General features: G+C 68.0%; 27 protein-coding genes. 8 read left to right on the forward strand and 19 right to left on the reverse strand.

Annotation, left to right across the window (positions count from 1 at the left end; translation table 11 throughout):
* Positions 1–151: 151 nt before the first annotated feature.
* A complete protein-coding gene (locus J2852_RS07860) occupies positions 152–943 on the reverse strand; it encodes a hypothetical protein (protein WP_209873489.1) in 792 nt (263 codons plus the stop codon).
* Positions 944–1169: 226 nt separating this feature from the next.
* Here J2852_RS07860 and J2852_RS07865 point away from each other — a divergent pair, with 226 nt between their 5' ends.
* On the forward strand, positions 1170–2099 hold the full coding sequence (locus J2852_RS07865; protein WP_209873492.1) for an ROK family protein: 930 nt from the start codon (positions 1170–1172) through the stop codon (positions 2097–2099).
* On the opposite strand, the gene J2852_RS07870 is transcribed toward J2852_RS07865, so the two are convergent.
* The 5 genes from J2852_RS07870 to J2852_RS07890 all read right to left on the reverse strand — a co-directional run bounded on the left by J2852_RS07870 (position 2087) and on the right by J2852_RS07890 (position 7186).
* Positions 2087–2443 carry a hypothetical protein gene (locus J2852_RS07870; protein ID WP_209873494.1) on the reverse strand — a complete coding sequence of 119 codons (357 nt, stop codon included), beginning with the start codon at positions 2441–2443 and terminating at the stop codon, positions 2087–2089. The genes J2852_RS07865 and J2852_RS07870 overlap by 13 nt on opposite strands.
* Positions 2444–2567: 124 nt before the next feature.
* On the reverse strand, positions 2568–4253 hold the full coding sequence (locus J2852_RS07875) for an ArnT family glycosyltransferase (RefSeq protein ID WP_343206691.1): 1686 nt from the start codon (positions 4251–4253) through the stop codon (positions 2568–2570).
* A complete protein-coding gene (locus tag J2852_RS07880) occupies positions 4250–4585 on the reverse strand; it encodes a lipid-A-disaccharide synthase N-terminal domain-containing protein (RefSeq protein ID WP_209873497.1) in 336 nt (111 codons plus the stop codon). Before J2852_RS07880 ends, J2852_RS07875 begins: the two co-directional genes overlap by 4 nt.
* A gap of 46 nt (positions 4586–4631) precedes the next feature.
* On the reverse strand, positions 4632–5378 hold the full coding sequence (locus J2852_RS07885) for a glycosyltransferase family 2 protein (RefSeq protein ID WP_425514358.1): 747 nt from the start codon (positions 5376–5378) through the stop codon (positions 4632–4634).
* 269 nt (positions 5379–5647) lie between these two features.
* Positions 5648–7186: a DegQ family serine endoprotease gene (locus J2852_RS07890; RefSeq protein ID WP_209873503.1), complete on the reverse strand. Its 1539-nt coding sequence runs from the start codon at positions 7184–7186 to the stop codon at positions 5648–5650.
* Between the two features lie 486 nt (positions 7187–7672).
* Between J2852_RS07890 and J2852_RS07895 the strand changes: the two genes are divergently transcribed.
* Both J2852_RS07895 and J2852_RS07900 read left to right on the forward strand, forming a co-directional pair.
* A complete protein-coding gene (locus tag J2852_RS07895) occupies positions 7673–8509 on the forward strand; it encodes a hypothetical protein (RefSeq protein ID WP_209873506.1) in 837 nt (278 codons plus the stop codon).
* A gap of 229 nt (positions 8510–8738) precedes the next feature.
* Positions 8739–8963: a ChaB family protein gene (locus J2852_RS07900; protein ID WP_209873509.1), complete on the forward strand. Its 225-nt coding sequence runs from the start codon at positions 8739–8741 to the stop codon at positions 8961–8963.
* A 97-nt stretch (positions 8964–9060) separates the two neighbouring features.
* Here the strand turns inward: J2852_RS07900 and J2852_RS07905 are convergent, their stop codons facing one another.
* The 3 genes from J2852_RS07905 to phoU all read right to left on the reverse strand — a co-directional run bounded on the left by J2852_RS07905 (position 9061) and on the right by phoU (position 10632).
* Positions 9061–9309 (reverse strand): hypothetical protein, encoded by a 249-nt coding sequence (locus J2852_RS07905; protein WP_209873512.1) that lies wholly within the window; start codon positions 9307–9309, stop codon positions 9061–9063.
* A 96-nt stretch (positions 9310–9405) separates the two neighbouring features.
* The gene (locus tag J2852_RS07910; RefSeq protein ID WP_209873516.1) at positions 9406–9852 is read right to left on the reverse strand and encodes a hemerythrin domain-containing protein; all 447 of its coding nucleotides are present in this window, start codon (positions 9850–9852) and stop codon (positions 9406–9408) included.
* A gap of 60 nt (positions 9853–9912) precedes the next feature.
* The gene (gene phoU / locus J2852_RS07915; RefSeq protein ID WP_209873519.1) at positions 9913–10632 is read right to left on the reverse strand and encodes a phosphate signaling complex protein PhoU; all 720 of its coding nucleotides are present in this window, start codon (positions 10630–10632) and stop codon (positions 9913–9915) included.
* A gap of 209 nt (positions 10633–10841) precedes the next feature.
* Here phoU and J2852_RS07920 point away from each other — a divergent pair, with 209 nt between their 5' ends.
* Positions 10842–12155 carry a pentapeptide repeat-containing protein gene (locus J2852_RS07920; protein ID WP_209873521.1) on the forward strand — a complete coding sequence of 438 codons (1314 nt, stop codon included), beginning with the start codon at positions 10842–10844 and terminating at the stop codon, positions 12153–12155.
* A 3-nt stretch (positions 12156–12158) separates the two neighbouring features.
* A complete protein-coding gene (locus J2852_RS07925) occupies positions 12159–12431 on the forward strand; it encodes a TfoX/Sxy family protein (RefSeq protein WP_209873523.1) in 273 nt (90 codons plus the stop codon).
* Positions 12432–12437: 6 nt separating this feature from the next.
* Here the strand turns inward: J2852_RS07925 and J2852_RS07930 are convergent, their stop codons facing one another.
* Positions 12438–12941 (reverse strand): MarR family winged helix-turn-helix transcriptional regulator, encoded by a 504-nt coding sequence (locus tag J2852_RS07930; RefSeq protein WP_246499378.1) that lies wholly within the window; start codon positions 12939–12941, stop codon positions 12438–12440.
* A 505-nt stretch (positions 12942–13446) separates the two neighbouring features.
* Here J2852_RS07930 and aguB point away from each other — a divergent pair.
* Complete coding sequence (gene aguB / locus J2852_RS07935) at positions 13447–14343, forward strand: N-carbamoylputrescine amidase (RefSeq protein ID WP_209873527.1); 897 nt, start codon at positions 13447–13449, stop codon at positions 14341–14343.
* Between the two features lie 156 nt (positions 14344–14499).
* On the opposite strand, the gene J2852_RS07940 is transcribed toward aguB, so the two are convergent.
* The 4 genes from J2852_RS07940 to ltnD form a co-directional block, all read right to left on the reverse strand.
* On the reverse strand, positions 14500–15069 hold the full coding sequence (locus J2852_RS07940) for a putative metalloprotease CJM1_0395 family protein (RefSeq protein ID WP_343206692.1): 570 nt from the start codon (positions 15067–15069) through the stop codon (positions 14500–14502).
* 73 nt (positions 15070–15142) lie between these two features.
* Positions 15143–16120 (reverse strand): threonine ammonia-lyase, encoded by a 978-nt coding sequence (locus J2852_RS07945; RefSeq protein WP_209873530.1) that lies wholly within the window; start codon positions 16118–16120, stop codon positions 15143–15145.
* A gap of 3 nt (positions 16121–16123) precedes the next feature.
* Positions 16124–16867, reverse strand: a complete 744-nt coding sequence (locus J2852_RS07950) for an SDR family oxidoreductase (RefSeq protein WP_209873533.1) — start codon at positions 16865–16867, stop codon at positions 16124–16126.
* A 4-nt stretch (positions 16868–16871) separates the two neighbouring features.
* Entirely contained in the window at positions 16872–17804 is a 933-nt protein-coding gene (gene ltnD, locus J2852_RS07955; protein WP_209873536.1) for an L-threonate dehydrogenase, read from the reverse strand.
* Positions 17805–17958: 154 nt separating this feature from the next.
* On the opposite strand from ltnD, the gene J2852_RS07960 reads away from it, so the two are divergent.
* Positions 17959–18768 carry a cytochrome c oxidase assembly protein gene (locus J2852_RS07960; protein WP_209873539.1) on the forward strand — a complete coding sequence of 270 codons (810 nt, stop codon included), beginning with the start codon at positions 17959–17961 and terminating at the stop codon, positions 18766–18768.
* Between the two features lie 34 nt (positions 18769–18802).
* Here J2852_RS07960 and J2852_RS07965 read toward each other — a convergent pair whose 3' ends face one another.
* From J2852_RS07965 to cobD, 3 genes are all read right to left on the reverse strand, one after another.
* Positions 18803–19327 (reverse strand): GNAT family N-acetyltransferase, encoded by a 525-nt coding sequence (locus J2852_RS07965; RefSeq protein ID WP_209873542.1) that lies wholly within the window; start codon positions 19325–19327, stop codon positions 18803–18805.
* A 107-nt stretch (positions 19328–19434) separates the two neighbouring features.
* Positions 19435–21072: a sensor domain-containing diguanylate cyclase gene (locus tag J2852_RS07970; protein WP_209873545.1), complete on the reverse strand. Its 1638-nt coding sequence runs from the start codon at positions 21070–21072 to the stop codon at positions 19435–19437.
* A gap of 135 nt (positions 21073–21207) precedes the next feature.
* Positions 21208–22278, reverse strand: coding sequence for a threonine-phosphate decarboxylase CobD (cobD, locus tag J2852_RS07975; RefSeq protein WP_425514359.1), 1071 nt, complete (start codon positions 22276–22278; stop codon positions 21208–21210).
* 3 nt (positions 22279–22281) lie between these two features.
* Between cobD and cbiB the strand changes: the two genes are divergently transcribed.
* A complete protein-coding gene (gene cbiB / locus J2852_RS07980) occupies positions 22282–23244 on the forward strand; it encodes an adenosylcobinamide-phosphate synthase CbiB (protein WP_209873548.1) in 963 nt (320 codons plus the stop codon).
* A gap of 2 nt (positions 23245–23246) precedes the next feature.
* Here cbiB and J2852_RS07985 read toward each other — a convergent pair whose 3' ends face one another.
* Entirely contained in the window at positions 23247–23642 is a 396-nt protein-coding gene (locus J2852_RS07985; RefSeq protein WP_211112147.1) for a type II toxin-antitoxin system VapC family toxin, read from the reverse strand.
* Positions 23642–23893: a type II toxin-antitoxin system VapB family antitoxin gene (locus J2852_RS07990; RefSeq protein ID WP_209873554.1), complete on the reverse strand. Its 252-nt coding sequence runs from the start codon at positions 23891–23893 to the stop codon at positions 23642–23644. Before J2852_RS07990 ends, J2852_RS07985 begins: the two co-directional genes overlap by 1 nt.
* Positions 23894–23923: the final 30 nt, after the last annotated feature.

Consider the following 23923-nt stretch of genomic DNA (forward strand, 5'->3'; position numbering starts at 1 on the left):
TACCAATTTTCCAACAATTTGCAATATCGATTCATGTCAGATGCGTGAACTTTACACTTGCAAAAGTCGGCATCAGTAATTTTTGGAAAGAAAAAAGCCCCCTCCGTGGAACGGAGAGGGCTTTTGAAAGAAGGCTTGGTTCCCGACCGCCTCAGCGATTGGCGGAGGCCTGCTGCGCCTTGGCCGGCTCCTTCGGCTTGGCCGGGGCCTTGGCGGTCGCCTTGCCCGTGGTCGCCTTGGCGGCGGGCTTGGACGTGCGGCTCGGCGGGGTCTGCGCGACATGCACGGGAGCGTCGGGGTTGCTGACCACCTGCACGTCGCACAGCGGCTTGCTGGACAGGTGCATCACGCCGGCGTTCTTTTCGTCGCCCGTCAGGGTGCGGATGTCCTCCGGCGTCATCTCCGTCGCCGCCTTGGTGCGATCGACGAAGTTGTAGCAGTAGTTCGTGGTGCCGATCACCGCCGCGCGCCGGCTGATCTCGTTCGCCATCTCCGTACGGAACATGTCGAACTGACGGGTCGCGTTGCCGCCGCCGGCCTTGCGGAAATGGTCGATCATCGCCGCCTCCGAATTGGAGAGCAGCGCGCGGTGCTTGATCGTGAAATCCTGATAGACGTTGAACGGCTTCTTGTCCGGATACACCTGCTGGCAGGTCAGGCCGACCACCATCATTTCGGTGTGCATGCGGATGGTCTGCTCCGCCGCGTGCTCAGCCCGGTTGTAGCAGGCCTGCGCCTTGCTGCCCGAGGACTTCGCGGCGGGCTTGGAGGCGGCTGGCTTGGGCGCGGCCGGCGGCTTGGCCGCGACCTGCATCGTGTCCTTCGCCGCGTCCTTGGCGGCGGCCGGCAGGACGGCGCCGGTGATCAGAACGGCGAGACCGGCCGCGGCGGCGCGGCCAATGGTGAAGGAAGAAGAGCGATGAGCGGCGCGCTGGCGAATCATCGTTGGTACGGCTCCGGTGGCCCGTGTTGGCGGGCGAAATCTTCCGATTCCGGCCCTCTCTTTCGCTGGTTCTACTCGATCCGAAGAAGCGGTCAACCCATATCCGCGCCGCCCCGGCGATTTGTCCCAGCCCATGGCGTTTTTGCCGATGGTTGCTTCGTTTGGACGTTCCCGGCCATTGTCGAGTATTTTCACCTCCATCCCACTCACTGTCCGGCGAACGGTCATGATCCGCATCGGAATCGATCTTGGCGGCACGAAGACCGAGGGAATTGTCCTCGACCGACACGGCAACCAGATTTCCCGCCGCCGCGTTGCCACCCCTCGGGAGGATTATGCCGCCACGCTACGTACGATCGTGGAACTGGTGGCGGGGCTGGAGGCATCGGCCGGCGGCGGGCGTGCCACGGTCGGCGTCGGTATCCCCGGCATCGTCTCGCCGGCCACGGGGCTGGTGAAGAATGCCAACTCCACCTGGCTGATCGGGCGACCGTTCGACCGCGACCTGTCCGACGCGCTCGGCCGTCCGGTGCGGGTGGAGAACGACGCCAACTGCCTCGCCGTGTCGGAGGCGGCGGACGGCGCGGGTGCCGGCTGCGGCGTGGTGTTCGCGGCGATCCTCGGCACCGGCTGCGGGGCCGGGATCGTGGTGAACGGGCGGGTGCTGTCGGGCCGCAACGCGGTGGGCGGCGAGTGGGGGCACAATCCCCTGCCCTGGCCCCGGCCGGCGGAGGGGGAGCTTCCCGGCCCGGCCTGCTACTGCGGCAAGCACGGCTGCCTGGAAACCTTCGTGTCCGGCCCGGCCGTCGCCGTCGACCATAAAGCCGTCACCGGCGAAACGCTGTCCGCAGAGGAGATCGTCGCCCGCGCCGAAGCCGGCGACGCGCCCTGCCGCGCCACGCTCGACCGGCTGGTGGACCGGCTGGGGCGCGGGCTGGCGGGCATCGTCAACGTTCTCGACCCGGACGTGATCGTGCTGGGCGGCGGCTTGTCGAACGTGGCGATGCTCTACGACACCCTGCCGCCGGCCATCAAGCGCTGGGCCTTTTCCGACCGCATCGACACGCCGGTGCGCCGCGCCGCGCACGGCGATTCAAGCGGCGTGCGCGGCGCGGCGTGGCTGTGGCGGCCGGAGGAGGTTGCTCAGTCGATCTGAACCTGACGCGGCGTGGTCAGCGTCAATTCCGGACCCGGCCCGGCGGCGCGGCCATCGCGCACCGGGGGCGTCAGCGACTGGGTGCGCGAATAGCTGGGTGTGGTTCGGACCGCGTCGGTGCCGTAGGCGCGCATGCCCGCGCGATGCTGGTCGCCGTTGCCCATGGCGCCCCAATGGGACGGGCGCGGCCCCGGAATGGGCTGGGCCTGTTCCATGTTCCGCATATAGGGGCCGGTCGGCACCATATGGTCGAACACCCAGGCCGGGTATTCCTGTTTCTGCGCGTTTGCCGGCGCGGCGAACGCCAGAACCGTCAGGGTCGCTACAGCCATCGTACGAAGCATGACGCGGCGGCCTTTCATCCATCTTCGGAAGCAAAGAGCCGCGATTCGGCCTCAAAAGCGGGCGAACCGTCCAGGGCGGAGGCGCGTTACCCTGCCCGGGCACCCACCAATGTGTTTGGGAACCTTATGGCTTGGGCGCCCCGTACAGGTTCAGGGTGATGCGTTTGCCCGTGTTGTAGTTGAAGCCCGTCACCTCCGACAGCTTCACCGGCTCCGCCCCGCTCAGCGCCGCGCGGAACTCCGCCTCTTCCCGGCTGTCCACCAGAGCCAGCGCGCAGGCGCGGTCGGACATCAGATGATTGGCCGCGCCACTGCCGTGGGTCAGGCGCGTTTCCGTTCCCAGAAGGAAGACGAGGCTCGGCTCCGCATAACCGGCGGAGGCCACGGTGCCGGAGGCGCAGGGGCGCACCGCCGCGACCGCCCGCGCCGCCTGCCGGCTGATCCAAACACCGTCGATGGCCGGCAGAACCGCCGCGTACGTGCCAGCGTACAGCACCGCTGCCGCCGCCAAGGCCGCGCTGAACCCGGCCCGCTCCCGGCGTTGCGCGAACAGGCGTACGGCCAGGGCGTACAGCACGAGCACGACCGGCACCATGGCAACCGCAACCGGGTCGATCCGACGATCCACCAGCCAGGGAATCACCGCCACGGCCAAGGCCAGCGCGCCGAACCCGACGAAGCCCAAGCCGGTCGCCACGGCGAACAGCACGCGGCGGCCCTTTGCCGCCGTCCGGGCGAAATGCTCGCGCGATGCCGCCGCGACCAGGATCGCGATGGCCGGGAAGACCGGCAGCGTGTAGTGCAGAAGCTTGGTCGGCACCGCCTCGAACACCAGCCAACTCGGCACGATCCAGGCGATGCAGAAGCGCACCGCATCGACGCGGCGGTTCAGCCAAACCCACGGCACGGCCAGCAGAGCCAGGAAGGACCAGGGCGCGAAGGTGACCCAGAAAGTGCTCAGGTAATAGCCGGGCGGCAGGCCCTTGCTCTCCTGCCCGCTGGTCACCTTGCCCAGCATGTCGTGCCCGACGGATTCGGCGAAGAAGGCGCCCTTGGTCTTGATGGTGATGGCGATCAGCCAGGGCGCGGCGATGGCCAGCACGATGCCCAATCCCGCCAGTGGGCGCAGCCGCTTCAGCCACCCCGCCTTGCGGTCCAGCGCAACCAGCACCAGCGCCGTCGTACCGGACACCAACAGAACGATCGGCCCTTTGATGAGGATCCCCACACCGGCCGCGATCCAGAAGACCAGCGGCGGCGCCCAGCCGGACTGCTGCGCGTGGCGGTTCAGGTAGAGGCTGGCGAGCGCCGCCTGCCCGAGCACGATGGTGGACAGCAGCACGGCGTCGGTCTTCGCCATGCGCGCCTCGACGCCCAGCACGACGCAGGACGCCATCATCAGCCCGGCGAGGAATCCGACCGCCCCGCCGAACATGCGCGCCCCGACCCAGGCGGTCGCCAGCACGGCCAGCACCGCGCCGGTCAGCGACGGGATGCGATAGGTCCAGATCTCCTTCGGGCCATCAACGAAATGCGTCGCCGCGACCTGAAGCCAATAGATGCCGACCGGCTTCTTGTGCCGCGCCTCCTCCTGGTAGCGGATATCGACGTAATCGCCGCTTTCCAGCATCTGGTAGGACGCCTGTGCGAAGCGCGCCTCGTCGCGGTCGAAGGGCGGCAGTTGGAAAAAGCCCGGCAGGAACAGCGCGACGCTCAGCACCGCCAGCAGCGCGTAGGCCAGAATCGGCAGACGCCCGGCCTGGATGGCGGGCGCCTCTATGGTTCCGGTGCCGATGGTCGCCTCGCTCACGGCTTACCGGCCTCGGCGGTCTCAACCCCGTCCGCCTTCTTGTGGGTCCAGACGAAGTAGAGGTTGCGCAAATAGATGATCAGCCCCAGCCCCTGCCCGAACATGTAGACGGGATCGAACCGGTAGATCGAATAGGCCAGCAGAAGCGCACCGCCGCCGATGGAGAAGTACCAGAAGACCTCCGGCATGACGCTGCGCTTGGCGCGCTCGCTGGCGATCCACTGGACCACGAAGCGCATCATGAACAGGAATTGGGCGAAGAAGCCCAGACCGATCCACACCAGATCAGTCGTGCTTTGGTCGTGAAACCAGGCGATGGCGCGTTCGAGCATCAAGACATCCAGTCGCATAGAATCTGCGGTCGAGAACCGCAGGGAATCAGCGGTCCTCGACCGCGGGCGACAGCGCGGTGCGCCGCTTCAGCCAGTAGACGCCCAGCAGATCGACCACGCCGATCAGGCCACGGCGCCAGTTGTTGTACTTGGAGACGCCGCGCTCGCGCGGGCGGTGGTTGACCGGCACATAGGCGACGGGATGCCCGTGCGCCTTGAACAGCGCGGGCAGGAACCGGTGCATCGCCCCGAAGAACGGCAGATCGAGGAAGGCGTCGCGGCGGAACAGCTTCAGCCCGCAGCCGCTGTCGGTGCAGCCGTCCTGCAAAAAGGACTGGCGCACGGCGTTGGCGAACTTGGACGCCAGCCGCTTGGACAGGATGTCGCGACGCTTCTTGCGCAGGCCGCCGACCAGCATCGGCGTGTCCGGCCCGCCATCGGCGACCAGCGCGAACAGGTTCGGGATGTCGGCCGGGTCGTTCTGCCCGTCGCCGTCCAGCGTGGCGACCCATTCCCCGCGCGCCGCCTTCACGCCGGTGCGCACGGCGGCGCTCTGCCCCGACCGGCGGACATGGCGCAGCAGGCGCAGGCGTCCGGCCGCCACGGCGGGGGCGAGCCGCGCCACCGTGTCGTCAGACGATCCGTCGTCCACGAAAATCACCTCGAAGGCCCCCAGGGCCGCCACGCCCCGCTCGATTTCCTCAAGCAGGGGAAGAACGTTTTCGGCCTCGTTGAAGACCGGGACCACGACCGACAGCCGCACGGGCGGCCGGCCCTCCGGAAGAGCGCTCACTGAAGACATCCCATTCGCCAAGCGGGCGGCAAAATACCGCCACCGCCCGGCGAACGGTAGAGGAAAAGGTAAGACCGGGAATCAAACGGCCAACGCATGAATGCTTCATGTTCGGCCGACCGCATGCCCCTCTCGCACGTTGCCTATCGCGCTTTCAGAATGAAAGCGCTGGCGGCAGCCCTTTGCCAAAGGCAAAGGGCGAGAACTGCGCAAAGTGCTGCCGGGTTGGAACCGAAGGCGTTTGACGAAGCCATCAAACGCCTTCGGTATCAGCCCTTCTTATCTTCGATCGGCACGGGCACATAGCGCAGGTCGCCGTCCCGGCTGACCAGCATCAGCACGGTCTTGCGGCCCTGGTCCCTGGCCTCCTGGATGCGCGTGTTCAACTCGTCGGGGGTTTTCACCGGCTCCTGCCCGGCCTCGACGATCACGTCGCCGGCCTCGATTCCCCGCTCGGACGCCTGACTGCGCTCGCCCACCTCGGTGACCACGACGCCCTCCACGTCCGGGGTGATGGAGAAGGCCTCGCGCAGGCCGGGCGTCAACGGCGCCAGGGTTAGCCCCAGCACCTTCTTGGATTCCACCGGAGCCGCCGACCGGGGCTCGCCGCTCGACCCGGCGGCGACCTGCTGCGGCTGCGGTTCCAGCTCGCCCACCGTGACGGTGACCGACTCCGGCTTGCCGTCGCGCAGCAGGGTCACGGGGACATTCTTGCCGATTTGCGTCGCCGCGACGACGCGCGGCAGTTGGCGCATCTGCTCGATGTCCTTGTCGCCGAAGCGGGTGATGATGTCGCCCTGCTTGACGCCGGCCTTGCCCGCCGGGCTGTCGGGGGACACGCTGGTGACCAGCGCGCCCTTCGGCTCGCCCATGCCCAGCGTCTCGGCGAGGTCGGGGGTGACGCGCTGCACCTGAACGCCCAGCCAGCCGCGCCGCACCTGCCCGTGCTCCTTCAACTGCTCGATCACCGGGCGGGCCGTGGAGGACGGGATGGCGAATCCGATGCCGACCGACCCGCCGGTCGGCGAATAGATCGCCGTGTTGATGCCGATGATCTCGCCGGCCATGCTGTAGAGCGGCCCGCCGGAATTGCCCCGGTTGATCGAGGCGTCGGTCTGCAGATAGTCGTCGTAGGGTCCCTGCTGGATGTCGCGCGCGCGCGCCGACAGGATGCCGGCCGTCACCGACCCGCCGAGCCCGAAGGGATTGCCGATGGCGACCACCCAGTCGCCGACCTGGACCTTGTCGCTGTCGCCCCATTGGGAGGCGGTCAGCGGCTTGGAGCTTTCGACCTTCAAAAGCGCCAGATCGGTCGGCGCGTCGGTGCCCACCAGCTTGGCCGGCAGTTTGGTCCCGTCGTGCAGGGTGACGGAGATCTCGTCGGCTTCCGACACCACGTGGCTGTTGGTCACCACATAGCCCGCCGGGTCGATGATGACGCCGGAGCCAAGCGCGGTGGTCGGGCGCTGTTGCTGTTGCTGGCCGCGCTGGCGATCGCGAAATTCCTTGAAGAACTCCTCGAAGGGCGAGCCGGGCGGGAATTCGGGAATGTCCTGCCCGCGTTGCGCGCTCTGCTGCGGAGCCTGGGTGGTGGAAATATAGACCACCGCGTCCACCTGCTTTTCGGCAAGGTCGGCGAAGGTGGCGGGGGCGCCCTTGGGGATGGGCGACGGGTCCTGCGCCCCGGCCGGCATGGCCGGCGCCATCAGCGCCAACGTCAGGGCGACCAGCCCCGCTCCAGCGGCGGACGGCGCCAGCCGGGGTGCAAGCGTGGAGACGCACCGGGAACGGTCGGATGAATGCGGCATGAATCAACTCCGGCAATCGGGCGGCACGCGCTTCCCCTGGTTTCGAGTTCCATTTTCAAACCCTAGTTTCAAAATGGGGTTCTCGAAGGCGCAGGGCCGCGTCTTGTCAACAGAACGCGCCGCAACGCATTCCGGACCACCGCCCAATTTGAAAACCACCCACAGGAAAGCCGGTGCTTTTTAAAAGCGTATCCCTTTGGAATCCCCCACCCGCTTCGTCGGGGTTGTGCGTCATCCCGTGTTTGAACGTTGGGGTTAGGCCACGCGCAACACATCGAGCCGCAATTTTGCTTTGCCACGCAAATCTATGCTGGTATTTTCCAAGCGAGTTCCCGATATTCATCGGTACCGACAACATCGCCCGCAAGTCCGGACTTTGACGTGATGTTCGTGCACGCGCCCGCGTGCCGACGCGTCAGGAGCGTGCGATCCGGCCCAAGCAGCTGACAAATGACTCAAAATTCACTTTGGCAACCGAGCGACATAATGAACGCAGAAACCGGGACCGAACCGGAGGCTCCGAAGAAACGCGGCCGAATTCCGCAGGCGGCGTGGCCGCAAATTCTTGAGCGTTACCGTTCCGGCGTAACCCTGTCGGCGATCGCGCGTGAATTCGAATGCACGCCCAGCGCCATTTCCTACATCATCCGCAAAGCCGAGGCCGCTGATGCCCCCGGCGAGGATGAAGCTGGCGCTGCCCCGGCCGAAGCGGCCGCCGAAGCCGCTCCCGCCGAATCGCCCGCCCCGGCGCCGAAGGCTTCGCGCCGTGCGGCTGCCGAGCCCAAGGTTGAATCCAAGGCCCCCGAAGCCAAGGCTACCGAATCCAAAGCCGCCGAATTGCCGGCCGAGGAACGCCGCCCGACGCTGACGGTCACGCCGCCGGCCGCCGCTCCGGCACCGCAGGCGACCGAGGTAGCCCCGGCTCCGGCCGCGCCGACCGAAACCCTGCGCCTGAACCGGCCCGATCCGCAGCCCGCCCCCCAGCCGGCTCCGGTCGCTCCGGCCCCGGTTGCTCCGGCTGCACAGACGGCGGCTTCGGCCCCCGCACCGCAGGCCGCCGCCGGTGGCCGGGCCGAGCCGACTCCGCCGGTCGATGCGGTGGAAGCCCGCCTGCGCGAGACCGCGCGTGGTTGCCTTGCCGCCTATCGCGGCTGGCGTCAGCAGCCGGGCGAAACCTCGATCCAGGCGCTGTCCGACGCCGTGCATGAACTGCGCAAGGCGCTGGCCCGCATCGAGATCGACATGTCGGCGAGCCGCCGCGAGGAGCAGGCGATTCGCCCGATCCCGATCCCGGCCCACCGCGCCGCGCGCCGCACGCCGTAAGGACGAGTCCACTCAGCTGCTTGGTTCCAGGAAAGGGCCCTTCCCCGCGCACCGGGGAAGGGCTCTTTTTCTTTATGGCTTTGGTTGCAGTGCACACCTTGCCCAACGGCATAAGCCTCGCGAGGTTAGGACTAATGCTTATTGGGTGGGCGAAATCCCTACAAGATTTGTGTTCTTGTTGTGTATAGTCGGAAAAAACGAAACGAAGAATCTTTGGAGGAAACGCGCGATGCCTTATCGCACCAACGCCGAACTCCCCGAATCGGTGAAGGGTCACTTGCCTGCCCGCGCGCAGGACATCTATCGTTCCGCTTTCAATTCCGCCTGGCAGGGCTGCCGGTCGGAGGCCGTGCGCAAGGCCGTTCAACGCGAGCAGACCGCGCACAAAGTCGCCTGGGCCGCCGTGCGGCGCCGCTATGAGCAGGACGGCGACGGCTGGAAGCCGAAACACTAAGAACACCTGGAAGCCGAAACACGGATTCGGCGACAGAAAACCGCCCCCAACGCCCCTCCCGCCTTCAATGGCGCGGAGGGGCGCTTCGTTTGCGGCCCTACTTGATTCCCAAAATCCCTTCGGCCTTAGCGAGCGTGGCCTCGGACTCCGCGTGTTTGCCGGCCTTGTGCAATTCCTCGCCCTGAGCACGCAACTGCTTGACCTCGGTCATCTGCTGGGCCGACAGCTGCGGGTTCTTGGCAAGCGCCGCGTCGATGGCGGCCATATGCTTGGGGCAGCTGTTGGCGAGCGCCGGGGCGGCGAAGGCCACGGTCAGAAGGGCGGCGAGAGCGGTCTTGCGCAGCATGAGATGTCCTCCCGTTGTCCGCCGCCCCTGTCGGGCGGCCGTCTCGTAGACGCCGCGCGCTCTCCCCTTATTCCATCCCGAAATCAGCCCTCGAAATCAGTGCCCGCGCGCCTGCCGCAGCGCCCTCGCCTGACGGGTCATCTCCGCGACATCCGGCGGCGGCACCCGGTCGCGGATCAGCGGGATCAGCTCCATCATCTCCCGCAGGCATTGGGCATCGAAGACGGTTTTCAGCTCTTCGAAGTCGGTGAGCCAACGCCCGTCGGCGTCGTGGTTCGCGGACCGCCGGGCAAGGTCGGTCGCCAGTTCGAAGACGCGACGCTGCTGCAGGCGCAACGCTTCGACCACGCCCCCCTGCCCGGCCACACCGGACAGACGCGGGAACACCGCCTGTTCGAGAACCGCTCCATGGTCGTCCCACAAGGCGGCCAGGATCCGCATGCCGTCGCCGCGACTGTCCCATGCGGGTTCGGGAGCGTTGCCGACGTCGGCGAACAGCTCCCGTCCGGCCTCGTGGTCCTGTTCGATGATGGCGGCGATCATGGGGACGGGACTCCTTTGCTGCACCCGCAGCCAAGAACCCCGCCCCGGCTCCGCTGTTCCCTATTCTTCCTTCTTCTCCTCGATCACGGCGAAGCTGGTGAGGTCGCCCTTCGTCCGTTCCTCCGAGGGCAGGCGGCCCTGGACGAGGAAGCAAACGTTCTCGGCCACGTTGGTGGCGTGGTCGCCGACGCGCTCGATCGACTTCGCGACGAACAGCAGGTGGGTGCAGCCGGTGATCTGCGCCGGGGTTTCCATCATGTAGGTGAGGAATTCCCGGAACAGGCTGGTGTAAGCGGCGTCCACCTCCCCATCCCGTTCGCGCACGGCCAGGGCGAGCGCGGCGTCCTGGTCCTCGTAGGACTTCACCATGTCGCGGATCATGCCAAGCACCGTCTGCCCCATCCAGGACAGGGAGGCGACGGGCGGCGCCACCGGCAGGTTCGACAGAGTCACCGCACGCTTGGCGACCGAACTGGCGAAGTCGCCCATCCGCTCCAGGTTCGAGGCGATCTTCAGCGCCGAGACGATTTCCCGCAGATCCTTGGCCATGGGCTGGCGCAGGGCGAGCAGGCGCACGGAGAGGCTTTCCAACTCCAGCTCCAGCCGGTCGATCTCGGCATCGCCCTCGACGACCTTCGCGGCCTTGTCGGCGTCGCGTTCGGTGATCGCCTCCATGGCGGCGGCGAACTGGCTCTCCACGAGCCGGCCCATCGTCACGATGGTGTGGTGGAGCTGCTTCAGCTCCGCGTCGAAAGCGGCAACGGTATGCCCGCCGACCATTCCTGTTCTCCTGTTCACGTCGTCAATTCAGGGCGTGCGCGATCATAGATGGCAATCCGCACGCCCTTCGCCATCCCGTCCCGCCGGGCGGTCCGATTGGCCCTTAACGAATAGAACAGATTATCTTAAGACACTGGTACCGCCATTGAGGAAACAGGGTCCATCGCGTGCGCCCGCCGCGCGCGACGGCCAGACCATCGGACAGGTCCATGACGCCACACGAGTTGGTCGCAGTGCTGGAAAAGCACGAGCGCTGGCTGAAGAACAAGCAGGGCGGAAACCGCGCCAACCTGACCATGGGCAACCTGGAAGGCGCCAATCTGGCCGGCGTGGACCTGACGCAAGGCAAGCTGTCGGGGGCCAACCTCGCCCATTGCGACCTGTCCAACGCCAACCTCAGCCACGCCGACCTGTTCGCCGCGCACCTGACCAAGGCCGACCTGACCGGCTGCAACCTGTACCGCGCCGACCTGCGCGGCGCCCACATGCGCGGCGCCAAGATGAAGCGCGCCATCCTGAAGGAAGCGGACCTGCGCGGCGGCGCCCTGCTGTACGGCGGCGGGGGCAAGGGCAACAACGGCAAGGGGTTGGACTTCGTCCGCTCCGATCTGGCGGGCAGCGATTTCGACGACGCGATGATGGCGAACGCCAACCTGTCCGGTGCCGATCTGACCGACGTGTCGATGAATGGAGCGGATTGCGAGGGCGCGCTGCTGACCGGGGCGACGCTGATGCGCTCCAGCATGAAGAACGTCAACCTCGCGCGGGCGGACCTGCGCGGCAGCAACCTTTCCGGCGTGAACCTGCAGGGGGCTGTGCTGCGCGATGCCAACCTGACCGGCGCGGTGCTGGCCGGCGCCAACCTACGCAACGCCGACCTTCAGGGCGCGAAACTGGAGGGCGCGGACCTCGCCGGGGCCGACACGACTGGCGCCAACCTCGCCCGCTCGGCCGAGAATTTCTCGCTGCACATCCAGGAAGCGCTGCACAACCATTACACCTGGATCAACACCAACGGCGTCATGGGCTCGCGCGCCGACCTCGGCGGGGCCGACCTGTCGCACATCGACCTGCACGGCGTGAACCTGTCCGGTGCCAATCTGAAGCGGGTGAACCTCGGCGGCGCCAAGATGCGCGACGCCCTGCTGATCATGTGCGACGTGTCGGAGGCCGACCTTTCCGGCAGCGACTTCACCGGCGCCATTCTGGACGGCGCGAACCTGCGCGGCGCCAATTTCTCCGGTGCGCGGTTGGACGGGGCCGGCATCGGCTGGGTCGATGTAAAGGGGCCGGACGGCAAGCCGACCGGGCGGCTGTGGGCGGCGAACCTGACGGGCTGCAACTTCACCGGTGCGTCCTGCGTGCGCGCCAACCTGCGGGGCGCGAACCTCGCCGGCTGCGATTTCACCGACGCCGACCTGACCGGCGCGATCCTAAGCGACGCCAACATCCGCGACGCGAAATTCGCCGGCGCCAACCTGACCGGCGCCAGCCTGCCGCCCCCGCCCGATCCGGACGACTGAGTGATGGGTGCGGAAGCGGACCGCCTGATCCACACCCTTCCCGGCCTCGGGCCCACTACGGCGTCCTGGCTTGCCGAAGTGGGCATCGCGACGGAATCCGACCTCCGCGCGCTCGGCGCCGTGGCCGCCTACCGCCGGCTCAAGCACTGGAATCCAAAGCGAGTCAGCCTGAACGCGCTGTGGGGTCTGCACGCCGCGCTGACCGGCATTCCCTGGACGCGCATTGATCCCACCACTAAGGAACGGCTGCTGGCCGAACTCAACACCTCGTCCTGAACACGTCTACGCCAATTCCTCGTCCAGACCGGCCGGCGGCGGACCGCCGAGGTTCGCCGACACCCGGCGCAGCACGTTGATCGTCCTTGCGATGTCGTCGGGCGGGATGCCGCGGGTCGCCTGCTCGGCGATTTCGGCGGCGCAGGGGAGTATCGCGTCGCGCAGGGACCGTCCCTTCGGCGTCAGAAAGATATTCACCTTGCGGCGATCGTGCGGGTTGCGCACGCGCTTGACGAGTTCCAGCCGTTCCAGCGTGTTCAGCGCGGTGACGGTGGTCGGCTCCATCATGCCGACGCGCTGGCTCAATTCGCGCTGGGTCAGGCCGTCCTCCTCCCACAGGGCGCGCAGGAAATACCACTGCCCCATGCTGACGCCGTGGCTGGTGATGCGGTTCTGCAGCGCGCGCGAGAAGGCGCGGTGCACCTCGCGCGTCACATAGGACAGGTTTCCCCCGGCGGACAGGTCGTTGTTGACCTCTGGAACGGTGTCCGAATCCCCATTCCCGGCCAAGACAAACTTCGGTTCCTGTCTCTTGAATCGCCCAATCATCAAGACAATCTTTCAGCAGCCGTTCGGCGGGGCGGCGTGGCACCGCCGGTCCGAAACGAACGAACACAATCAACTTACCCGATCATATCTTTTCGCGAAAAAATCGCAAAGAAAATGCGCATTCTCATTTCGCGTGCATGCAATGATATGTCCATCCACGTCGGCGATAATGGTTTCAGCGATAAACAAAACCCGGCATTGGCGGCTTCACCCCTTACCTGGAAGCGAAGGAAGGTCGATGACGACAGCGGCAAAGCCCTTCATATCCGCGTATGCAGTGCGACATAACGACACTTTCCCTGATCAATACTGAACCGGGTCTTTTTCGTTTTTCAATTTTATTAAACTTCTCTCTCAAAAGCCCGCTTTCCCGAAGAACGGTTGCGCTGCTGGCGCTTCACCGTCAAACAATGCCACCGCAACGGCATCCAGCCCACGCACACGAGAGTACAGGAGCACCGCCGCCATGCGCCCCACCACCGGACGCACCGTTACCGTCGCCGCGACCCAGATGGCCTGCAGCTGGGACCGGGATGCCAATGTGAGCGGCGTCGAGCGCCTCGTGCGCGAGGCCGCCTCGCGCGGCGCCCAGATCATCCTGCCGCAGGAGCTGTTCGAGACTCCCTACTTCTGCAAGGACCAGAAGCAGGATCTGTTCGCCCTCGCCCACCCGGTGGAGGATCATCCGGTCATCGCGCGGATGAGCGCGCTGGCGCGCGAGCTGTCCGTGGTCATCCCCGTCAGCTTCTTCGAGCGGGCGCGCAACGCCTATTACAACTCGCTGGCCATCGTGGACGCGGACGGGACGGTGCTGGGCGTCTATCGCAAATCGCACATTCCCGACGGCCCCGGCTATCAGGAGAAATTCTACTTCAGCCCCGGCGACACCGGCTTCCAGGTCTACAAAACGCGCTACGCCACCATCGGCTGCGCGATCTGCTGGGACCAGTGGTTCCCGGAAACCGCCCGCGCCATGGCGCTGAAGGGGGCGGAGATCCTGTTCTACCCGACCGCCATCGGTTCGGAACCGCAGGACTCGTCGCTGGACAGCCAGGGGCACTGGACGCGCGTCATGCAGGGCCACGCCGGCGCCAATCTGATGCCGCTGGTCGCGTCCAACCGCGTCGGGCGCGAGGAAGGGGAGACCTGCGGGATCACTTTCTACGGCTCCTCCTTCATCGCCGGGCCGACGGGTGAGTTGGTGACGCAGGCCGACCGGGAGAGCGAGACGGTGCTCACCGCCTCCTTCGACCTGGACCGCATCGCGGCCCAGCGAGCGTCCTGGGGCGTGTTCCGCGACCGCCGTCCGGAACTTTACGGCCCGCTGATGACGCTGGACGGCGAGACCCCGGTCCGCCGCTGAGGTGGCCTCAAAGCCCTTCTCCCCTTGTGGGAAAAGGGGTGGGATGAGGGGTGGTTACGCCCGGAAGGGCGGAAAACAGCTTCCGGCCGGCTGCGCTGGCGCCACCCTCACCCCAACCCCTCTCCCATCAAGGGAGAGGGGCTTTGAGAAGCCCATTCAGACGGTGATAGCGCTTCGGGTCATTGGCTGACCAAGGCCCTGAGCCGCTCCATACGCCGCCGCTCCGCGCGCCGCCAGCGCCGGGGCGGCGGTGCCGTTTTGACCGCCCGCCTCCTCGCTGGACTGCTTGCGGCGCAACTCCTGCTGTGCCTGGGCCTTCTGCGCGTCGGCCTGCTGGGCGACGCGCAGATCCTGGGCCGACGGGTCGGAGGGGGCCAGGGCCGCCGCCTTGACCGTCTCCATCTTGCGAATGGTGGCCTCGGGCTCGCGCTCCGGGCTGGTGTCCACGGGCACTTCGCCCGCGACCGCGTAGTTCTTGCCGTCCGGCCCGCGCGTGTAGGTGAAGGACGCCGCCCCGGCGTGAGGTCCGCCGGCCGCCTGATGCGCCGCCTCGTGCTGGCGGACGCTGGTGTCGGTGCGCTGAAGCTCCTGGGTGCGCTGCTGCTGTTCGGGGGATTGGACCTCGTCGGCGGCGCCCGCCTGGGCGTCCGTCTGGGCACCGGTTTTCCGGCCGGTCCGCGTCTGCGGCAGCCCGAACAGCGCCGAGGATGAGACACCCGAAATCACGGCCCGCGAGTCCCACGCGATCCACTCAACCGAAACACCCTACACCCACCGGCGTCGGGCGGCAACGCGGCGCTCAGCGCGCCGCCAGCGCGTCGGTGAAGGTCCCCGGATCGACGTTGCCGCCGCTTAGCACCACGACGACTTTGCGGCCCGCCGTGGACAGCTTCCCGGAGAGGATCGCCGCCAGCGCCACGGCGCCGCCGGGCTCGACCACCAGCTTCAGGACGGAGAAGGCGTAGGCCATGGCGGCCTGCACCTCCGCGTCGGTGACGGCGAATCCGCCGGCCAGAAGCTCCTTCATAACCGGAAAGGTCAGGGCGCCCGGCGTCGGCGTCAGCAGCGCGTCGCACAGGCTGCTGTGCCCGGCCTCGTTGCTGACGCGCTCCCCTTTCGCTAGCGAGCGCGCCGCGTCGTCGAAGCCGGCCGGCTCGACGCTCCACACGCGCGTGTCCGGCAGGGCGTGGCGGACCGCCGTCGCGAGACCCGACACCAGACCGCCGCCGCTGCACGGGGACAGAACGTCGTCCGGCGTGATGCCCAGCGCCGCAACCTGCTCGACGATCTCCAGCCCAACGGTGCCCTGCCCGGCCATGATCTGCGGGTGGTCGTAGGGCGGAACGACCGCGCTGCCCCGCTCGTCGGCGATGGCCTTGGCGATGTCTTCGCGGCTTTCCGTCCAACGGTCGTACAGCACGACCTCCGCTCCGTAAGAGCGGGTGTTCTCGATCTTCAGCGCGGGCGCGTCGCTCGGCATGACGATGGCCGCGCGGATGCCCAGCAGCGCGGCGGCGGCGGCCACGCCCTGCGCGTGGTTGCCAGACGACCAGGCCACCACGCCCCGCCCACGCTCCTCGGGCGTCAGTTGCGAGATGCGGTTGAAGGCGCCCCGGAACTTGAAGGAGCCGCTGCGCTGCAGGACCTCCGGCTTGATGAGCACGCGCCCGCCGGCCCGCTCGTTCAGCAGGGCGTTTTCCAGAAGCGGGGTTCGCACGGCGTAGCCGTCCAGCCGGCGCGCGGCCTCGACCACATCCTGAAATCCGATGGCGAGCATGGGTCAGCGCCCTCCCGACACGTTGAGAACCGCGCCGGTCACGTAGGACGCGGCGTCGGACAGCAGCCACAGCACGCTCTCCGCCACCTCGTCGGCGGTGCCGGGGCGGCCCATGGGCGGGGTCAGGGCCGGCATCTCCAGGCGGTTGCCGACGCCGGGGATCACCTGGATGTCGGTGTCGATCAGGCCGGGACGGACGCAGTTGACCCGGATGCCCTCCTTCGCGACCTCGCGGGACAGGCCGATGGTCAGGCTGTCGATGGCGCCCTTGCTGGCGGCGTAGGCCACATATTCGTTGGGCGCGCCCAGCACGCCCGCGATGGAGCCGAGATTCACGATCGCCCCGCCCTGCCCGCCGTGACGGGTGGACATGCGCCGCGCCGCCTCCCGCGCGCAGAGGATGGCGCCGGTCACGTTGATGTCCAGCATGCGGCGGATGGCGTCCGTAGGCGCCTCGTCCAGCCGCCCGTAGGGGCCGACGATGCCGGCGTTGTTGACCAGACCGGCGGTCGGGCCGAAACGGGACTCGGCGGCGTCGAACAGGGCGGCGATGTCCTCCTCCCGCGCCACGTCGCCCCGGACGGCCTGCGCCTGCCCGCCCGCCTCGCGGATAGCCGACAGGGTCGCCTCCGCCGCGTCGGCGTTGCCGACATAGGAGAGGGTAACGGCGTAGCCGCGCTGCGCCGCCATCCGCGCGACGGCGGCGCCAATGCCACGGCTGCCGCCGGTGACAATCAGGGATTTCATGGACTCAGCCCTCCGTTGCGTTGTCGGCCTGTGGCAGGGTGATGCCGGCCAGCCGTTCGAAGATCTTGATGACGGCGGAATCGTCCTCGCGCCCCAGCCCGGCCGCCGCCGCCATGGTGAACATCTGCAACGCGGTGGAGGCGAGCGGCGTCGGGAAGGTCATGCGCCGGGCGGAGTCCACGACGATGCCCAGATCCTTGACGAAGATGTCCACGGCGCTGTGCGGCGTGTAGTCGCCGGCCAGGATGTGCGGCACGCGGTTCTCGAACATCCAGCTGTTGCCGGCGCTGGAGGTGATGACGTCGTAGATGCGCTGCGGCTCGACGCCCGCGCGCATGCCGTAGGCCATGGCCTCCGCCGAGGCGGCGATGTGCACCCCGGCGAGCAGCTGGTTGATCGTTTTCACGACGGAGCCCTGGCCGTGCAGCGCGCCGACCCGGTGCAGCGTGCCGGAGGCCGAGGCCAGCAGTTCCTCCGCCTTCTCAAACGCCTCGTCGGGGCCTGCGGCCATCACGGTCATCCGCCCTTCCGCCGCCTTCACCGGCCCACCGCTGACCGGGGCGTCGAGCATCAGCAGGCCAAGCGCGTCGAGCCGCTGCCCGATCTCCTCCGCGAAGGAGGCCGGGACGGTGGCGGATTGGACGACGCAGGCGCCCTTCGGCAGGGTGGCGGCGATGCCCTCCGGGCCGAACAGCACCTCTTCCACCTGATCGGGGGTGGCGACCAGGACGACCACCTGATCCACCCGGCGCCCGAGTTCGGCGGGGGAGCCCACCGCCTCGCCGCCGCGCGTGACGAGGCTCATGCATTTGGAGGGTTCGGCGTCGCAGCCGATCACGCGGAAGCCCGCGCGCAGCAGCGAAAGCGCCACGCCCATCCCCATGGATCCCAGGCCGATGACACCCGCGACGCGGGCCGGTGTGACGTCTTCGCTCATGATCCTCCCCGGCGGCAGTATGTGCCGTTGTTGCGATGAAGTGTCGGGTGCGGAGCGGGCGCGCGTCAAGCTGCCGCCGCTGTCCTGTTCCTCGGCGGATGGCGGAACTGCGCGGGGCGCATGTCGTTAAGCCCTCGAACGTCCGGAGGCAACGATGCCCGCCCTGGCCCTTTTTGTCCTATGGATGCTCCTCCCCACGCCGGCGCTGGCGCACGCGGCGGGGGAAAGCGGCTGGACCATAGACCTGTGGTCGGCGGGGCCGCTGGCGCTGTCCGCCGGGCTGTATCTCGCCGGTTTCCGGCGCTGGCAAGCCAAGCGGGCGGCGCTGTTCTGGGCAGGATGGTCGGTGGTCGCCATGGCCCTGCTGTCGCCGCTCTACGACCTCGCCGAGGTTTCCTTCACCGCGCACATGCTGGAGCATGAGCTGCTGATGGTCGTGGCCTCGCCTCTGCTGGTCGCCTCGCGCCCCCTGGGCGTGCTGCTGGCGCCCTTGCCGGCCGGATCGCGGCGGGGTTGGGGAGCGCTGTGGGCGGCCGCCACCGGCCCGGTGGTCGCGACGGCCCTGCACGGGGCGGCGTTGTGGGTGTGGCACGTCCCGGCGCTGTTCGACGCCACGCTGGTCAACCGGGCGGTGCACGCGCTTCAGCACCTGTCGCTGTTCGGAACGGCGCTGCTGTTCTGGTGGGCGGTGCTGGTCGGGCGCGGCGCGGCGGCGACGGGGCGCGCGATCCTGGGACTGTTCGTGACGGCGCTCCACAGCACGTTGCTGGCGGCCCTGATGACCCTGTCCCCGGTGCCCTGGTACGCCTACGGAGGCGACCCGGCGGCGGCGCTGGCCGACCAGCAGGCGGCCGGTCTCATCATGTGGGTGCCCGGTGGGCTGGCCTATATGGGCGTGGCGCTCTGGCTGCTCGCGCGGTGGCTGAGCGGATCGGAGTCGGCGCGCAACCCGGCGGCCCGATAGCGCACCAGTTCGTCGAAATGCGGCTTGAGCGACGTCAGTCCGCTGCGCTGTCCGGCCGCCGCTGGCGGTAGAGGACGTGCAGCATGCCCGCGTGGATGAAGTCGCGTTCGTAGGTGAAGCCGGACTTCTCCATCACCCGGCGCGAGGCCGCGTTGGACGGCTGCGTGAAGGCGACCAAGGTCGGAAACTTCAGCCGGTCGAAGGACAGACCGACGACGGCGCGGGCCACCTCGGTCGCCACCCCCTGGTCCCAGACGTCCGGCAGGTAAGCGTAGAGCAATTCGGTTTCGGTGAAGCCGTCGATGGTCTTGCGCCGCAGGCCCGCGCGGCCCAGGAAACGGTTGCTGTCCTTGTCCCGCACCGTCCAAACGCCGTAGCCGTGGCTGTCCCAATGGTCGATCAGGCGGTCGAGAAAGGCGCGCGTCTCGTCAACGCTCCACACCTTGCCGCCCAGCGTCGCCATCACCGTGGGGTCGGTGTGCATCCGCACCAGATCGTCCAGATCCTCGTGTCGGACGCGGTGGGCGCGCAGACGATCCGTTTCGAAGATCTCGACCACTCCCGTCCTCCCGTTCGCCGTGACTGTTCGTGTTCGGGAATTTTAGCGACGCAACAATGCGGCGCAGCCCGGAAAAAGGCCGCACCACTTTCGGTCGGGGTACCGGCTTACATGCCCGGCTCGAACACGACCACGCGGTTGCGTCCCTCGCGCTTGGCCCGGTAGAGGGCGAGGTCGGCGCGGTGAATGGCTTTTTCCAGGGTGTCGGAGGGGCCGTCGACCGAGGCGATGCCGATGCTGGAGGTCAGGTGGAAGCGTCCTTCGGGCCCGGGAATGGGCATGCGCGCCAGATGGCGGCGCACGCGCTCGGCCACCACGCGGGATTCGTCGGCGGTGGCGCCGGGCAGGATCACGACGAACTCCTCGCCACCCAGACGGCCCAGGATGTCGTACTCGCGCAGGATGGACTGGCAGCCGCCGGCCACCATGCGCAACGCGTCGTCACCGGTGGCGTGCCCGTAGGTATCGTTGATGAGTTTGAAGTGGTCCACGTCCAGCACGAAGACCGACATCGGCTCGTTGTAGCGATGCGCGCGAGCCATCTGCGAGCGCGCCAGTTCCATGAAGGAACGCCGGTTGTAGATGCCGGTCAGCGGGTCGCGGGAGGCCATGTCCCGCAACGCCTCCTCCATGTTCCGGCGTTCGGTGTAGTCGTAGATCCAGGCGAGGTTCACCTGCACGCCCTGGATCACCGCCTGGTTCACCGTGAACAGCGTCCAGAAGGACGAACCGTCGGCGCGCTTGAACTGCACCTCCATGTTCACGACGGAGCCGGAGGTGCGCAGCCGCTCGATCACCCGCTCGCGCTGATGGTCGTCCACATAGTAATCGCGCGCGTGCCGGCCGATCACGTCGTCGCGCCGCAGCCCGATCAGTTCGGCGAAGCGTGTGTTGGCGAAGATGATCCGCCCGTCGTCGCGGCGCGACACCGACACGCCGATGGGGCTCTGCTCCAGGATGGCCTGAAGCCGCTCCTCGCTGGGCAGGCCTTCCGACAGGTCGTGGATCACCCCGACGATGCCGCCGAAGTTGCCGGCGCTGTCGCAGAACACCGCCTTGGTCAGGCAGGCCATGCGGGTGGAATTGCCGGCGAAGGGCACCTCCTCCTCATAGCTGCGCTGGCCCCAGTTCACGACCAGCTCCTGGTCATGTTCCGCGTGGGCCTTGGCGAGCTTCGGGTCCATCACCGCGAAGGCGGTCTTCTGGATGATGTCCTTGCGGGACAGGCCGGTGTAGCGCTCGAACGAATCGTTGCAATCGACGTACTGGCCCTCGGCATCCTTCACGAAGACCGGGACCGGCAGCGTTTCGAACAGCACTTCCTTCATCAGCAGCTGGTCGCGCAACACCGCCTCGGCGCGGCGATGGTGGCTGACGTCGGTGAGGATGCGCAGGAACAGGGACTCGCCGTTCGGCCCGTCGATGGGACTGACCGCTTCCGACACCCAGACGATGCCGCCGTCCTGGCGCAGCAGGCGCCGCTCGCGCGCCGCCCCTTCAGCCTGCAGGTCCAGGGATGCGACCAGCCCGTCCGTCGGTTCCAGCGAGCGCAAGCCGATGCCCTGCAGGGAGCCTTCCGCATAGCCGAGCAGGGTGTGGAGCGCGCGGTTGGCGTGGACGATGGTCCCCTCGGGCGTCGAGACGCAGACGCCCGTCGGCAGCGCGTCGAACGCGCGCCACAGAGCCTTTTGCGTTTCCCCCACATCCCCCTCAGGGTTCATCGTTGTACCAACCGAATCGAACATTGCAGCTCCATTGCCATGGAATCTTGTTGCGTCGCAATGGAGCGTTGCGTGCTTACGTTAGCCGAAGGCCGGAACCACCCATGTGTGCCATCTTGTCGCGCTTATGTCACCCATCGTTTAAAATCCAAACAAAAGCTACGGATGCGTGATGGTCTGGCAGGCGGCGACCAGCCGTTCCCGCACGTCCTCGCCCTCCGGTAGGCCCAGCCGAAGCCAGTCCACCCGATAGTCGAAGCGGCGCACCAGAATACCCGCTCGCCCGAGCGCATTGTACAACTGCGGGGCACGCGGATCGCAAACCAGACGAAAGAGGGATGTGCCCCCCGCGACGGTCAGTCCGGCCTCGGCCAAAAGACGATCCAGCCGCTCCGCCTCGGCGTGCAGGCGCGCCCGCATCGCGGCGATCCAGGCCGAATCCGAGAGGGCGGCCGTCGCGACGGTGAGACCGGGCCCGGACACCGCCCAAGGCCCGATGGCCGCGCGCAGGGCCGCCGCCAGCGCCGGTTCGGCCAGCGCGATGCCCAGGCGAAGGCCGGCCAGCCCGAAGAACTTGCCGAAGGACCGCAAAACGACCAATCCGGGCCGGCTGACATGGGCTGCAACGCTCGCCGCCGGCGTTACGTCGGCGAAGGCCTCGTCCACCACCAACCAGCCGCCGCGCGCCGCCTGCCGCTCCGCCAAGGCCAGCAACTCGGCGACCGGCAGAATGCGCCCATCGGGGTTGTTCGGGTTGACGACGATGAGCACGTCCGCCGCCGCGCCATCGCAGGACGTGACCTCCGTCACGCGATGGCCGGCGCCGGTCCAGCCGGCGGCGTGCTCGGCATAGGTCGGCCCCAGGACCGCCACCGTCCCCGGTGCGCGCAGCCGGGGAAGCAGTTGGATCAGCGCCTGCGACCCGCTCGCCGCCGCCGCCATATCCGGTGATGGCGCGCCGTAACAGGCGGCGGCTGCTTCCAGCAGGGCGGATTCGGCGTGGCGGGCCGGCAGGCGCGTCCAGGCGTCGGGGGGAATCGGCGGCAACGGATAGGGCCAGGGGTTGATGCCCGTGGACAGGTCCACCCAGGGCTCCGGAGCCTTGGGGAACATCGCGCGGGCGCCGTCGAGATCCCCGCCGTGGAGAATGCCACCCTTGAGGATGCCCTTGGTCCCGGCCAGCGTTTCCGCCATGATCGCGCCCTTCTTCTGTCCAAACCCGGAATTCATGCCGTGGAGCTTCATCCGTCCGTGCTCGCCGCCGCCCTCCTGATCGAGGCCGCCGCCGGCTATCCGGACGCACTGTACGCCCAAATCCGCCACCCGGTGGTGTGGATCGGAGGGCTTATCGCCCAGCTCGACCGCGCGCTCAACCGCGAGGGCGATTCCTTTGCCATGCGCAAGGCGGCGGGGGTGCTGGCGATGGTTGTGCTGCTGCTGGTCGTCGGAGGGGTCGCTGCGGCCGTGGCGGCGCTGTGCCGGGCCCTGCCGCTCGGCGGGCTGTGGGAAGCGGCGCTGGCCTCCACCCTGATCGCCCAGCGCAGCCTTTACGACCACGTCGCGGCGGTCGCCTCGGCCTTTCGCAGCGGCGGGTTGGAGGCGGCGCGCGAGGCCGTGTCGCGCATCGTCGGCCGCAATCCGGCGACCCTGGACGAACCCGCCGTCTGCCGCGCCGCCATCGAGAGCCTGTCGGAAAACTTCTCCGACGGAGTCGTGGCGCCGGCCTTCTGGCTGCTGGTCGGCGGCCTGCCGGGCGTCGCGCTGTACAAGGCGATCAACACGGCGGACAGCATGATCGGGCACCGCACCCCCCGGCACGAGGCGTTCGGCTGGGCCGGGGCGCGGCTGGACGATCTGGTGAACCTGCCGGGATCGCGCCTGACCGCGCTGCTGATCGCCGCGGCGGCGAGCTTTACGCCGGGCGCCGACGCCGGAGAAGCGCTGCGGTCCGTCCGCCGCGACGCGCACCGCCACCGCTCGCCCAACGCCGGCTGGCCGGAAGCCGCGATGGCTGGGGCACTGGACCTGCGCCTCGGCGGGCCGCGCACCTACGGCGCCGTGCGGATCGAGGATGCCTGGATGGGACCGGGCCGCACCGCAGCCACGCCGGAGGATATCAGCAGCGCCCTGCGCCTCTACCGGAAGGCCTGCGCGGTGATGGTCGGCGCGGCGTTGGTGCTGGCGATTTTGCTCTGAGTTCAGGTCAGGGCCGGCGCTATGTCGGTCTGGGCGAAATCGCGCCCGACATACAGCAGCGGCATGCTGAGCGACTTCGCAAGCGCATAGGCGGCGCAGTCGGCGAAGTTCAGCTGGGCGGGATGCCCCTGCTCCTTCCCAAAGCGTCGGAAGGCGTCGTAGGCCAGCGTCGCCTGCATCCGGTCGAAGGGGCGCACGATGATGCCGGCGCGCTCGATCAGACGGTCGAACTCGCGCAGGGCCGACTCGCCGAAGCGGTTGAACAGCAGGATTCGGCACTCGAAGGCGTTGACGGCCGACATGTGGCTGACCGCGCTGGCGTCGAGCAGTGCTTCGATCCGGTCGGCGTCTGCGTCGCCGCGCAGAAAGGCCACAATGGCCGAGGTATCGATGACCATCACCCGAAGATCCCCTGCGCGTCGCAGCCCAGCACCTCGTCATCCGGACGGTCGTCGAGCACGGGCAGGCCGGACACCCGTTCGCGAATCTCGCGCAGTGCCTGACGCCGCGCCGGGTCGTTCGGGCGCGCGAACCGGCCCAGCCGCTCCGCCAGTGCGGCGGTCACCGCCGTGGCGAGGCTTTCGCCGGTGATCGCGGCCAGTTCGCGGGCCATCCGCTCGGCCTCGTCGGATTCGATGTGCAGAGCCATGGGCTTGCTCCGGGGGGCGTCACACAACTG

Origin of the sequence: Azospirillum soli (assembly GCF_017876165.1) — a bacterium.
GTDB lineage: Bacteria > Pseudomonadota > Alphaproteobacteria > Azospirillales > Azospirillaceae > Azospirillum > Azospirillum soli.

Excerpts from the sequence above, each read along its gene's own strand:
- J2852_RS07860 (WP_209873489.1), bottom strand. The coding sequence starts at position 943 with ATGATTCGCCAGCGCGCCGCTCATCGCTCTTCTTCCTTCACCATTGGC.
- J2852_RS07865 (WP_209873492.1), top strand. The coding sequence starts at position 1,170 with ATGATCCGCATCGGAATCGATCTTGGCGGCACGAAGACCGAGGGAATT.
- J2852_RS07870 (WP_209873494.1), bottom strand. The coding sequence starts at position 2,443 with ATGCTTCGTACGATGGCTGTAGCGACCCTGACGGTTCTGGCGTTCGCC.
- J2852_RS07880 (WP_209873497.1), bottom strand. The coding sequence starts at position 4,585 with ATGCTCGAACGCGCCATCGCCTGGTTTCACGACCAAAGCACGACTGAT.
- J2852_RS07890 (WP_209873503.1), bottom strand. The coding sequence starts at position 7,186 with ATGCCGCATTCATCCGACCGTTCCCGGTGCGTCTCCACGCTTGCACCC.
- J2852_RS07895 (WP_209873506.1), top strand. The coding sequence starts at position 7,673 with ATGAACGCAGAAACCGGGACCGAACCGGAGGCTCCGAAGAAACGCGGC.
- J2852_RS07900 (WP_209873509.1), top strand. The coding sequence starts at position 8,739 with ATGCCTTATCGCACCAACGCCGAACTCCCCGAATCGGTGAAGGGTCAC.
- J2852_RS07905 (WP_209873512.1), bottom strand. The coding sequence starts at position 9,309 with ATGCTGCGCAAGACCGCTCTCGCCGCCCTTCTGACCGTGGCCTTCGCC.
- J2852_RS07910 (WP_209873516.1), bottom strand. The coding sequence starts at position 9,852 with ATGATCGCCGCCATCATCGAACAGGACCACGAGGCCGGACGGGAGCTG.
- phoU (WP_209873519.1), bottom strand. The coding sequence starts at position 10,632 with ATGGTCGGCGGGCATACCGTTGCCGCTTTCGACGCGGAGCTGAAGCAG.
- J2852_RS07920 (WP_209873521.1), top strand. The coding sequence starts at position 10,842 with ATGACGCCACACGAGTTGGTCGCAGTGCTGGAAAAGCACGAGCGCTGG.
- J2852_RS07925 (WP_209873523.1), top strand. The coding sequence starts at position 12,159 with ATGGGTGCGGAAGCGGACCGCCTGATCCACACCCTTCCCGGCCTCGGG.
- aguB (WP_209873527.1), top strand. The coding sequence starts at position 13,447 with ATGCGCCCCACCACCGGACGCACCGTTACCGTCGCCGCGACCCAGATG.
- J2852_RS07945 (WP_209873530.1), bottom strand. The coding sequence starts at position 16,120 with ATGCTCGCCATCGGATTTCAGGATGTGGTCGAGGCCGCGCGCCGGCTG.
- J2852_RS07950 (WP_209873533.1), bottom strand. The coding sequence starts at position 16,867 with ATGAAATCCCTGATTGTCACCGGCGGCAGCCGTGGCATTGGCGCCGCC.
- ltnD (WP_209873536.1), bottom strand. The coding sequence starts at position 17,804 with ATGAGCGAAGACGTCACACCGGCCCGCGTCGCGGGTGTCATCGGCCTG.
- J2852_RS07960 (WP_209873539.1), top strand. The coding sequence starts at position 17,959 with ATGCCCGCCCTGGCCCTTTTTGTCCTATGGATGCTCCTCCCCACGCCG.
- J2852_RS07970 (WP_209873545.1), bottom strand. The coding sequence starts at position 21,072 with ATGTTCGATTCGGTTGGTACAACGATGAACCCTGAGGGGGATGTGGGG.
- cobD (WP_425514359.1), bottom strand. The coding sequence starts at position 22,278 with ATGAATTCCGGGTTTGGACAGAAGAAGGGCGCGATCATGGCGGAAACG.
- J2852_RS07985 (WP_211112147.1), bottom strand. The coding sequence starts at position 23,642 with ATGGTCATCGATACCTCGGCCATTGTGGCCTTTCTGCGCGGCGACGCA.
- J2852_RS07990 (WP_209873554.1), bottom strand. The coding sequence starts at position 23,893 with ATGGCTCTGCACATCGAATCCGACGAGGCCGAGCGGATGGCCCGCGAA.